Source organism: Streptomyces sp. NBC_01077 (assembly GCF_045162855.1).
GTDB lineage: Bacteria > Actinomycetota > Actinomycetes > Streptomycetales > Streptomycetaceae > Streptomyces.
The window spans coordinates 1,699,328-1,710,826 of record NZ_CP108669.1 but is presented as its reverse complement, the minus strand read 5'-3'; the positions used below and the strand labels follow the sequence as shown (position 1 = coordinate 1,710,826).

Here is an 11,499-nt window from a genome sequence, read left to right as displayed (position 1 = left end):
ACAGGATCTGTCATGACGTCGATCGCATCGGTCCACGGACCCGACGACCTGCGCGCGCTCACCCTCCCGCAGACCGAGGAGCTCGCCGCGGACATCCGGCGCCTCCTCGTCGAGGAGGTCACCCGCACCGGCGGCCACCTCGGCCCCAGCCTCGGCGTCGTCGAGCTCACCCTCGCCCTGCACCGGGTCTTCGAGTCCCCGCGCGATCAGATCCTGTGGGACACCGGGCACCAGACCTACCCCCACAAGATCATCACCGGACGGGCGGCCGCCTTCGGCACCCTGCGCCAACCCGGCGGGCTCTCCGGCTACCCCTCGCGCGCCGAGTCCGCGCACGACCTCATCGAGAACTCCCACGCCTCCACCGTCCTGTCCTACGCCGACGGCCTCGCCAAGGCCCACCGGCTGACCGGCGCCACCGACCGCGCCGTCGTCGCCGTCATCGGCGACGGCGCCCTCACCGGCGGCATGGCCTGGGAGGCCCTGAACAACCTCGCCGAAGGCGCCGACCGCCCGGTGGTCGTCGTCCTCAACGACAACACCCGCTCCTACGCCCCCACCGTCGGCGGCATCCCCGCCCACCTGGCGCAGCTGCGCACCGAGGACCGCCCCCCGCACTCCGTCTTCGAGAACCTCGGCCTCGCCTACGTCGGACCCGTCGACGGACACGACATCGCGGCCCTCGAAGAGGCCCTCCGCCACGCCGCCGGACTCGGCCGGCCCGTCGTCGTCCACTGCCTCACCGAGAAGGGCCGCGGCCACGCTCCCGCCGAACAGGACGAGGCCGACCGCTTCCACGCCGTACGCCCCCGCCCCGCCGCCCGAACCGCGCCCCGCCCCGCCCCGGAACCCGCCTGGACCGACGTGTTCGGCGAGGAGCTTGCCGCACTCGGCGCCCGGTGCCCCGACGTGGTCGCCCTCACCGCGGCCATGCTCGCTCCCACCGGCCTCACCGCCTTCGCCGAGCGCTTCCCCGACCGCACCTTCGACGTCGGCATCGCCGAGCAGCACGCCGTCACCTCCGCCGCCGGCCTCGCCCTCGGCGGACTGCACCCCGTCGTGGCGGTGTACGCGACCTTCCTCAACCGGGCCTTCGACCAGATGCTGCTCGACGTCGCCCTGCACCGCGCCCCGGTCACCTTCGTCCTCGACCGGGCCGGCGTCACCGGCGACGACGGCGCCTCCCACAACGGCATGTGGGACCTGTCGCTGTTCCAGATGGTCCCCGGCCTGCGCGTGGCCGCCCCGCGCGACGCCGCCACCCTGCGCCGCGCCCTGCGCGAGGCCCTAGCGGTCCAGGACGGCCCCACCGCGCTGCGTTTCCCCAAGGGCTCCGCGGGCCGCGACATTCCCGCCGTCGCCACCCTCGACGGCATGGACGTCCTGCGCCGCGCGGGCTCGGGCGCCCGGGACGTCCTGCTCGTCTCCGTCGGCGCGATGGCCGGGGTCTGCCTGGAGGCGGCCGACCGCCTCGCGGAGCACGGCTTCGGCGTCACCGTCGTCGACCCGCGCTGGATCGCGCCCGTCCCCGCCGCCCTCGTGGAGCTCGGCCTCGGCCATTCGCTGGTCGCCACGGTCGAGGACGGCGGCCGCAGCGGCGGAGCCGGGGCCGCGATCGCCCAGACCCTCGCCGACGCGGGCGCCCGCGCCCCTGTCCGTACCTTCGGACTGCCCCAGCGCTTCCTGGAGCACGGCCGCCGCGACGACATCCTCGCCGCCCACGGCCTGACCGGGCGTCACATCGCCCGCGCCGTCGTCGAAGCCCTCGCCGGCCGCGACGACTCCGTCTCGATCGGCGACCTGGCCCCGCAGCCCGTCGGCGCCGACCAGTGAACCGCCCGCCCCTCACCCGTACCAGAGCAGGAGACACCCCATGACGGTCGCGCTCGGCATCCCGTCGATGCCTGCCCCGGTCCTCGGCGCCCGCCGCCCCACCCGCCAGCTCCAGGTCGGCAAGGTCGGCGTGGGCAGCCGGTCCCCGATCTCGGTGCAGTCCATGACGACCACGCTCACCTCGGACGTCAACGCCACCCTCCAGCAGATCGCCGAGCTCACCGCCGCGGGCTGCGACATCGTGCGGGTGGCCTGCCCCTCCCAGGACGACGCGGACGCGTTGCCCGCGATCGCCGCCAAGTCGCCGATCCCGGTGATCGCCGACATCCACTTCCAGCCGCGCTACGTCTTCGCCGCCATCGAGGCGGGCTGCGCCGCGGTCCGCGTCAACCCCGGCAACATCAAGAAGTTCGACGACCAGGTCAAGGACATCGCCCGGGCCGCCAAGGACCACGGCACCCCCATCCGCATCGGCGTCAACGCCGGCTCCCTGGACGCCCGGCTGCTGAAGAAGTACGGCAAGGCCACCCCCGAGGCCCTGGTGGAGTCGGCGCTGTGGGAGGCGAGCCTCTTCGCCGAACACGACTTCCACGACCTGAAGATCTCCGTGAAGCACAACGACCCCGTCGTCATGGTCCGCGCCTACGAACTCCTCGCCGAGGCCTGCGACCACCCCCTGCACCTCGGCGTCACCGAGGCCGGCCCGGCCTTCCAGGGCACCGTCAAGTCCGCCGTCGCCTTCGGCGCGCTGCTGCGCCAGGGCATCGGCGACACCGTCCGGGTCTCGCTCTCCGCGCCCCCGGTCGAGGAGGTCAAGGTCGCCACCCAGATCCTCCAGTCGCTCAACCTGCGCCCGCGGAAGCTGGACATCGTCTCCTGCCCGTCCTGCGGCCGCGCCCAGGTCGACGTCTACAAGCTCGCCGCCGAGGTGAGCGCCGGCCTGCAGGGCATGGAGGTCCCGCTGCGCGTCGCCGTGATGGGCTGCGTCGTCAACGGCCCCGGCGAGGCCCGCGAGGCCGACCTCGGCGTCGCCTCCGGCAACGGCAAGGGCCAGATCTTCGTGAAGGGCGAGGTCATCAAGACCGTCCCCGAGTCGAAGATCGTCGAGACCCTGATCGAGGAGGCGCTGCGGCTCGCCGACACCTTCGACACCGCTGCCCTCGGCACGGGCACGCCCGAGGTCGTGGCCGCGGGCTGACGCCGTCCGCGGGGGCCCGGGCCGGACGGCCGGGCCCCCGCGCGTCAGGCCGAGCGCGCCCAGCAGGGCGTTGCCGAACTGCGCCGGTACCGACAGTGGGCTCAGGCAGCGGGACGGGCCTGGACGGCCTGCAGTCGCGGGTAGCCGCGGAGCAAGCTTCTCGAACCTCGACACCGACACGTCACCTCACGGGGTGGGCACCAGCTAGGGCGAGGGGCGGCCTACGTCGACTTCGACGATGAACCGGCCGTCCGTCACGCGGACGCGGGCGCGCTGGGGCATCGGGTCGGTGTACAACGGCTTCGGGATGACCTCGATCAGGCAGCCCGGCATCTCCGCGGTCTGCTTCACACCCGGCATCGCCGCGCACCAGTGGTGGATCTCCCGGGGTCGTTCACTGCACTCGGCGCCGGGTGGGGCAGCCTTCCCGTACGTCACCCGCGCCAGAGCGCCCGAGGTGCGGGCCACGGATGTTCGGGCGAAGCCTGACGGGGTGCCCCGGTTCTCGGCCACACTCCGGTTGGCCTCGTACGTGCTGTCGTCGCCGGCCCGCTGGTCAAGGATCTCCGCGGCACTCAAGGCCGGCCCGATCACCAGTATTGTCCTGCCCAGCTTGGCCCATGGTGAGAAACGCCGGCGCGGTGCGGGCCCCGGCCCTGCGGTGGGCCGCGCCGCCGGCCGCTGCACGGTGGGGCTTCGCGCCGGGGTCGTGGGGGTTCGGGGCACAACGGGTTTCGCTACGTCGCGAGCCGGCGCCGCGATGGCGGTTCCGTCCAGCTGGGCCTGCAGCTGCTCCATGGGCAGGCGCGCGGCGGGATCCTTGTGCAGCAGTCCGTCGAGTACAGGACCGAGCGCCCCCGCCCGCACCGCCGGGGCCGGCTCCTCCGTCACGACGGCGCCAGGACCGCGCTCGGGGCCCTCGAGCGCGGCGATCCCGAAGTCGGTAAGGACGACCCGGTCCCCTTCGAGCAGGATGTTGGCGGGCTTGATGTCCGGGTGGGTGACCCCCACCCGGTGCGCAGCACCTCTGTGCCGTCGTCGGCCGCCCGTACCGCCGCGTACAGCTCGTCCTCGGCGAGCTCGGCGGGGGAGAGGTTGCTTCGCACCCGCGGTCAGCACGGCAATTCTCCCGTGCTGGTTCGGTGCCGAATTCGGGGGGTTGAAGACGAGAAAGGCGCAGGTCCTAGCCCTGATCGGATGAGTTGTCGTACCACTCGATGGTGGTGCCGATCAGGCTGGCGGCGACGATGCGCTTGAGGGAACCGGGTGGGGTCGGGGAGGGCGTTGCGGCGGCCATGTGCACCACTTCCAGGCATGTGCGGGGACGTTTCCGTGTCGCCACACCGTAGGAAGTCGCAGGTCAGCGGCGTATGTGGTGGGACACCATAGTTCAGGCCGCTCGTGTGCACCCGGCCTCCATGGCCTGCCGTTGTGACCCTGCCGAAGGCTTTCGAAGGGCCTGGAGAGAGGCTGCCCGGGTTGTGTTGGTCGGGCACGTTTTGGTGGTTCGGTGCTGACTCCCGTGCTGGTTTCGTGCTGACTGAAGCCCCATGCCGGCACTCCTTCCCACCTCTCCCGTGCTGACTTGGTGCTGACTACGCTGCGTCGAACGGGTGTCGGCGGCAAGGCACGCGCGAGGTGCAGGGGCGCGGCTGATCGAGGTGCACCGCCCCGTGCTGCCCGACGCCAACCCACGACGTCCTTCACCAGCGCAGCAGCATCACCGCGGCGCTGGCTCCGCTGGCCATGCCGAAGAGGACGACCGTCTGGCCGCGGGCCAGACGGCCCCGGTGAGCGGCCTGGGCGAGCTGGAGCGGCAGGGTCGCGGCGGCGGCGTTCCCCGTGTGCGGAAAGGTGAGGATGACCTGGGCGGGGTCGATGCCCATGCGGCGACAGAAGGTGTGCACGAAGGGTGTGGACGGCTGGTGGAGGCAGACGAGGTCGACGGCCTGTAGGTCGACGTCCTGATCCTTGAGCCACTGGGCTGCCTGATCGTCCAGGCCGAGGAAGGAGCCGAGCAGAGCGTCGGAGTCCACGTGCAAGCCCTGGGGGCTGTCGGGGGCGTGGTGGGGATCGTAGAGGGTGGCGGCCTGCCAGCCGGCGGAGTTGGCCATGAAGACCGACCCGGTGATGCCCGGTTCGGGGGAGACCTCAACGAGCAGGGCGACGCCGAGATCGGCTCCGGTCAGGGACGTCAGTCCTGTACGGAGTTGCTCACGGGTCAGTTCCCAGCGGGACAGGCGAGTGAGGGATTCCCCGCAGGCGATCAGGACGCGGCGGTGCTGACCGGTGCGGATCAGGGCGTCGGCGACCTGGAGGGCGTTGATCACGCCGTTGCAGGCGTTGCCGACGTCGAAGGCGGGGCACGACAGGCCCGTCTTGGCCGCCACGATGTGGGCGTTGGCGGGTTCGCGGACGTCTGCGCTGACCGCCGCGAAGAGCAGCAGGTCGATGTCGGCCGGATGCAGGCGGGTTGCGTCAAGCACACGTGTGGCGGCGCGGGCGGCGAGGTCCGAGGGCAGGTCGCCGGGGTCGGCGACGGTGCGTTCGTGCAGACCGAAGGTGCGCCGCATGAGGCCTTCGGGCAGCTTGAGTGACGGGCTGCTGCGGCGCAGGAGGTGTTCGATCTCCGCGGAGCTCTGCCTACGGGCGGGCAGGTGGACGGCGACGTGGGTGATGCGGCTGTAGGTGTTCACGCCTGCTCCTCCCCTTGCCCGGAGCGGGCACGCCGGCTCGGTTGCGGGACCGGTGCGGTCGACGGGCCGGGCGTCTGCGCGAGCCCGGTTGTGTCGGCGGCCGCAACGGGCCTGCGGGGCAGCCCTGTGAGGGTGTGCTTGATCCGATCGGTCCAGGACAGCGGCAGCAGGATATGGAGTGGAACCAGGAGACGGGCCTCGCGCCCCACGACATAGCGGGGCCGCGGGCGGCGGGCCGTCAGGCACAACTCGACCGTTCGGGCCACGGGCTCGGGTGTCGGCACCCGGCGGTCGACGCCGGTGAACAGCCGTACGGTGGAGTCGTAACCGGCGCCGTGCAGCCCGCGGACGGAGTCGAGGTCTGCGAGGGCACGCCCCAGCATGGGTGTGGCGAACGCCCCGGGCTCCACCAGGCAGACCCGTACGCCCAGGTGTGCGGCCTCCACGCGCCGACAGTGGGTGAGGGCGGACAAGGCGTGTTTGCCCGCGCTGTACCAGGCACCCATCGGCCAGGGCACACGGCCCAGTCCGGAGGAGATGTTCACGATCCGCCCGCTGCCTCGCTCGGCCATACCCGGCAGGACGAGCCGGCACAGCCGGGCCGGACCGAGCAGGTTCACTTCGAGCAGCCGCCTGGCCCGCTCGTCATCGACGTCGGCGACGGGTCCCGCCTGCGGAATACCGGCGTTGTTCACCAGCGCCCACGGACCGCCATCAGTCATCTCCCGCGCCTCGGCCAGCGCCCGTCGGCAGGAATCCTCACATGCCACATCAAGGACCACCGTGCGCAGTGACAGGCCGCGGGCGGCCGCGTCCGCCTCCAGCCCCCGGGCCTTCTCCGGGTCACGGACCCCGGCGATCACGTCCCATCCCGCGCCCGCGAGACGGAGCACCGTCACCCGGCCGATCCCGCCCGTTGCCCCCGTCACCAACACGCTGCGCCTGCTTGGCGGCATACCCACGGCCACACCCCCCAGCCCAAACTGCCGGTACCGCGGCCGACCGGCCGCTCTTTGTGAACGACCCTCCATCGCCGAAGTTGTGCACCACGTACACCTGGAGGCGTTCCTCGGCTGCATGTACGCCGCGGCCGTGCGGCCGGCGGAGGTCATTCATCTCCGGCTCGATCGATGCCACTTGCCCGGGACAGGGTGGGGGTCAGGGGGCCTGGTGGCCGTGGTGACGGTCTTCTCGTCGACCGGACCGCCGACGGCTGTGTCCCAGCCGTCGCCCTCGGCCAGGTGATGCAGCAGGGTCTGGAGCACGGGCGCCGGGGTGGCGCCGGTCGTGCTGAGGTGTCATGTGCGGTCGGAGACGGGTGTCTCGTACGCAGACACGGTCCAGCGGTCTCGCGAGGGTGGGCTTCGTGGATGCGCAGGTCAACGGCTGTTCACGGATGCCTCGTTCGAGGTGGTGACCGCATCCGGATCGGTGGAACGTTGCGGGGCCGCGGAGCCTTTCGCGGGTTTGGACCTCGCCAGCCACAGGCCGGTGAACACGGCGGTGGCCAAGGTGACGGTGCCGGCAGCGAGGAAGGCGCTGGTGATGCCGGTCTCGAAGGAGGCGCCGCCGGATTGCCGGGTGCGGACGATGGCTCCGAGTACCGCCACGCCGAGTACCGCGCCGATCTGCCGGGTGGTGCTGCTGATGCCTGAGGCGAGGCCGCCTTCCTGCGGGCTGACTGCTTGGATGGCGGCGCCTGTCAGTGGGGACATGGTCAGGGCGAAGCCGATGCCGGCGAGTCCCAGCCGCCACCACACGTTCCCGTAGCCGGTGTCGGCGTGCACCATGCCGAGCGCCAGCAGTCCCAGGCCGGCCAGGGCGAGGCCGGTGGTGACCACGATTCGGAAGCCGTACCGGGCGGCGAGCCGGCCCGCGTACGGGCTGACGACCACCATGGCGAGGGATACCGGCAGGGTCTGCAGGCCGGCGCGCAGGATCGAGCTGCCCTGGACGTAGACGAAGAACTGGGAGAAGAAGAACGACGAGCCCATGAGCGCGAACCCCACCACGACCATGGCGGTGTTGGACACGGTGAACAGGCGCTGCCGGAACAGCCGCAGCGGCAGCATCGGTGCGGAGCGACGCGCTTCGACGGCGACGAAGGCGGCGAGGAGGATCGCCGCGGCGGTGAAGCTTCCCAGGATGGCCGGTGAGGTCCAGCCGTGGGCGCCACCCTCGATCAGCCCGTAGGTCAGTGCCCCCACCGCCAGAACGGACAGCACCGTGCCCGGGATGTCGATCGCGGGGGCGCTCGGATTGCGGGACTCGCCGAGATGGCGCAGGCCGACCAGCAGCAGGATCACGCCGATGGGCAGATTGACCAGGAAGATGGCGGGCCAGCCGAAGGCCTCTGTCAGCACTCCGCCGGCCACGGGGCCTGCGGCCAGACCGATTCCGCTGAATCCGGCCCACAGCCCGATCGCCTTGATTCGTTCCTGCGGCGCGGGACAGGCGGCGGCGAGCAGGGCGAGCGAGGCGGGGCTCAGCGCCGCGGCCCCGATGCCCTGCAGCACCCGGCCGGCGACCAGCCATCCGGCCGAGGGCGCGAGACTGCACAGCAGCGACGCGGCGGTGAATACCGCCACGCCGGTCAGGTACACCCGCTTGCGGCCGAACCGGTCGGCGAAGACACCGCCGGGCAGCAGCAGCATGGCGACCAGCAGTACGTACGCGTCGACGATCCACTGCAGACCGGTCAACTGAGTGTGCAGCCGGTGCTGCATATCGGGCAGCGCCGCTCCGACAATCGTGTTGTCGAGCAGGACCATGAATTGGCCTAGACAGGTCACCGCGAGCAGCACGGCCCGGTTTGATCGACTGCCTGCGGTCGCATGCGATGGAGCCATGGGGATCCCCCTCGATCGGTAGTTGAGCCCGGCCACGGTGGACGCGGGAGGCGATACACCTGAGCGTTCTAAAGCAGTCAGTGGCTGCGTTAGGTGACCATAGGGAGGCTCGCCCCATAAACGCAAGTCCTTACTGCGTTAAGGTGGGGGGCATGAACGAGCGACAGCGAGCCCGGCGGCCCGGCGGGCGTAGCGCCCGCGTCGGCGCGGAGGTGCACCAGGCCGTCACCGACCTGATCAGCGAGCGCGGCTACGGCAACTTCACCGTCGGCGAGGTCGCAGCCCGCGCGGGTGTGGCCGACAGCAGCATCTACCGCCGGTGGGGCAGCCTGGAAACCCTGCTCACCGACGTGGCGCTCACCCGCCTCAATGCGCAGTCGCCGATGCCTGACACCGGGAGCCTGGCCGGCGACTTGCGCACTTACGCGGCCAACGTGGCGCGCGAGATCACCGGACCCGACGGTCTGGCGGTGGTGCGCCTGGCCGTTGCCCTGTCGGGCAACGGCCAGCAGGGCCTGCAGGCTGGTGACGACCTCCGCGCCGAACGCATGCGGCAACTGCAGTCCATGCTCGACCGGGCCCGCGACCGTGGCGAGCAGGCACCCGACGCGTTCGGCGTGCTGGACCACGTCCTGGCCCCGATGTATATCCGCGTCTTGTTCGGCATGGGCCCGCTCACCCCGGACTACATCGACGGGCTGGTCGACCGATTGCTGTGACCTCAACCCGGTTCCCGCGATCAGCCCTCGGACGCGGTGCCACGGCACAGTGAGGTGCTCGCCGACACGCGCCCGGCCCGCCCGGCCCGCTCGGCACCCGGCCCATGGCCGGCTCATGCGGCCTGGCTGAATCCGTCGGTCGGCGTGCCGTCGCTGCAGATCGGGGCGAAGTCGACGTCCAGGTGCGGGTCGTAGGCGTCGGGCGGGCGTGTCAGCGCCCGCCGGGCCGGTGCCGGTCTCTCCCGCTACGGTGCGGCGGCCTTCGAACCGGCCTTCGGGCGCGCTGCGGCGATGGGGCTGCGGAGGTCGTCCCACGCACAGGCCGGCCGGGCTGGGGGAGGGGTGTTCGTGACGGCCCCCCCAGCGGGCGGGGTCGGTTCCGCGTAGGCGGATGACAGCGTTGCGGGCTGTGGACGGTGAGCCGTTGACCAGCATCTTCTCGCGGCTCGTCCAGGCGGGGCGGCGCGGTCGTCACGGCTTCATCTTTTCGGCCTCCCGGATTTCGTGGAGGTGGATGAGAATGTCGAAGGACCTGACGATCGCGATGTCGCGGGGCTTCTCGGGGAACTGCGTGCCGATGTTGAGCGTGGGCCGGGCGACGTTCAGCCAGGCGCGCGCGGCGGCCGGGGCCTTGCGGACGTCGAGGTAGAAGTCCCGGTAACGGACCTGGTCGAGGGTGTGCTCATTCCTGCCGGGCTCGGCGGCGCCCACGGTGAACTTCTTCCACTCGCCGCCGAGGGCGGCGTCCTTCGACAGGAACGAGCCCTGGTTGAAGGTGAAGCCGATGGGCAGGTAGTTCCTGCCCATGGTGTCGCGCAGGAACGACCCCTGCGTCTTGGAGTACAGCTCGGGGTTGTCGGAGACGTAGCCGACGTGGTTGTTCTGCGCCGACATCAGGATCTTGTCGCCGGTGTGCTTCTGCCACCACGTGACGTTCTGGGCCATCACCTCGTCGCGGAAGCGCTGAAGGCTGTTCAGGGACTCCCGGTCGGCAGGGTTCAAGGTGAAGAACTTGGCGGTCTGGGCGATTGAGCGGGCGTTCTGCTCGGCCCAGTCGAAAGCGTCTCCGCCGGAGCCCTTGTGGCTGCTGACCAGTTCTAGGGCCTGCTGCGCCTTGGCGGCGAGCTGCTGCCGCTCCGCGAGCGGCTTGGCCAGATAGGCGAAGGCGTCGTCGATGGGCCGCAGGCCGGTGTAGAGCTCATTGAGTCGCGGCAGCGCCTCGGGGTGGTTCCTCTTCACATGGCCGGTCACTCGTTCGAAGAACGCGTCATTCAACGAGGGGGCGCCGATGTCGTCGCCCATGAAGTGCACGGGACGGTCGGGGTGGTTGCGGTTGTAGTCGCGCATCCACTCGATGAGACTCACGAATTCTTCGCGTTCCCAAGGAGAGTTGGCCAGCGTCTGTGCGGCGATCTCACGGGCGTCGCCCTTGCCGGTCTGGAGGTAGTCGTCGATCTGGAGCCCCGCGGACCAGCTCAGCTCCAGGGCGAAGGTGGTGAAGCCCTGCTTTTCCACCAGGTGGCGGAAGACCCGCTCCTTCATGGTGAAGAACTCGTGGGAGCCGTGGGTGGCCTCGCCGAGGCCGACCACCTTGGCGTCGCCGATCATCGCGGACAGGGCTCGCAGGTCGGCCGTGCTTCCACCCGGCTCGGTCGCACGCAGCGGATGAGCAGCCCGTTCCAGTACGTGTACGGGGTCCTGCTTCCCCCTGGCCGTGGGGACCGTGTCGACGGTGGCCGCCTTGACCGCCACGGGAGCAAGGACCGCCCCTGCCGCGATCGCCGCCGCCACGAGGAGCCGCGGGCGGCTGATCCGCTTCTTGTGAGTGGTCATCTGCTTGTACCTTTCGATCAACGTGCGTTCGGGTTTTGAGAAATGAAGGCCCGGGGTCCCGTTGCCGCGCGCTGAGGGCAGCCGCCGGACTCTTCCGGGGGCCGGCCCCAGAAGGTGGACGAGACCTGGTGCCGCTTGTGCCGTCCGAGCGTTTGATCGGGCGGAGGTGGAGAAGTCGGGCGTTCACTGCCGAGGCCGCGACCCACACACGCGGGGCAGCGCCGGCCCGGGGGGATGCGGCATTCACCGCCGAAGCCGGGGTGATCGCCGACGGTGGTGGCGGCTTGTGCCGGCAGCCACGCTCGCGGTGCTCGCTCGCGCCTTCTTCACGGTGGTGGTCGTGCGGGAGTACGAAGGCGGCGGCGCGGCGT

General features: G+C 71.1%; 8 protein-coding genes. 3 read left to right on the top strand and 5 right to left on the bottom strand.

Annotation, left to right across the window (positions count from 1 at the left end):
* Positions 1–12 precede the first annotated feature (12 nt).
* Together OG462_RS07575 and ispG are read left to right on the top strand one after the other, a co-directional pair.
* On the top strand, positions 13–1,833 hold the full coding sequence (locus tag OG462_RS07575; RefSeq protein ID WP_406055702.1) for a 1-deoxy-D-xylulose-5-phosphate synthase: 1,821 nt from the start codon (positions 13–15) through the stop codon (positions 1,831–1,833).
* 40 nt (positions 1,834–1,873) lie between these two features.
* Positions 1,874–3,031 carry a flavodoxin-dependent (E)-4-hydroxy-3-methylbut-2-enyl-diphosphate synthase gene (gene ispG, locus OG462_RS07570; RefSeq protein WP_376403905.1) on the top strand — a complete coding sequence of 386 codons (1,158 nt, stop codon included), beginning with the start codon at positions 1,874–1,876 and terminating at the stop codon, positions 3,029–3,031.
* A gap of 204 nt (positions 3,032–3,235) precedes the next feature.
* On the opposite strand, the gene OG462_RS07565 is transcribed toward ispG, so the two are convergent.
* From OG462_RS07565 to OG462_RS07550, 4 genes are all read right to left on the bottom strand, one after another.
* Complete coding sequence (locus OG462_RS07565) at positions 3,236–4,042, bottom strand: hypothetical protein (protein ID WP_406066928.1); 807 nt, start codon at positions 4,040–4,042, stop codon at positions 3,236–3,238.
* Positions 4,043–4,734: 692 nt separating this feature from the next.
* Positions 4,735–5,727, bottom strand: a complete 993-nt coding sequence (locus OG462_RS07560) for a 3-oxoacyl-ACP synthase III family protein (protein ID WP_406055700.1) — start codon at positions 5,725–5,727, stop codon at positions 4,735–4,737.
* On the bottom strand, positions 5,724–6,683 hold the full coding sequence (locus OG462_RS07555) for an SDR family oxidoreductase (protein WP_406055698.1): 960 nt from the start codon (positions 6,681–6,683) through the stop codon (positions 5,724–5,726). Before OG462_RS07555 ends, OG462_RS07560 begins: the two co-directional genes overlap by 4 nt.
* A 423-nt stretch (positions 6,684–7,106) precedes the next feature.
* Positions 7,107–8,576, bottom strand: a complete 1,470-nt coding sequence (locus OG462_RS07550) for an MFS transporter (RefSeq protein ID WP_406066412.1) — start codon at positions 8,574–8,576, stop codon at positions 7,107–7,109.
* Between the two features lie 152 nt (positions 8,577–8,728).
* On the opposite strand from OG462_RS07550, the gene OG462_RS07545 reads away from it, so the two are divergent.
* On the top strand, positions 8,729–9,295 hold the full coding sequence (locus OG462_RS07545; protein WP_406055696.1) for a TetR/AcrR family transcriptional regulator: 567 nt from the start codon (positions 8,729–8,731) through the stop codon (positions 9,293–9,295).
* A gap of 471 nt (positions 9,296–9,766) precedes the next feature.
* On the opposite strand, the gene OG462_RS07540 is transcribed toward OG462_RS07545, so the two are convergent.
* Positions 9,767–11,128, bottom strand: coding sequence for an erythromycin esterase family protein (locus OG462_RS07540; RefSeq protein WP_406055694.1), 1,362 nt, complete (start codon positions 11,126–11,128; stop codon positions 9,767–9,769).
* Between the last annotated feature and the right edge of the window lie 371 nt (positions 11,129–11,499).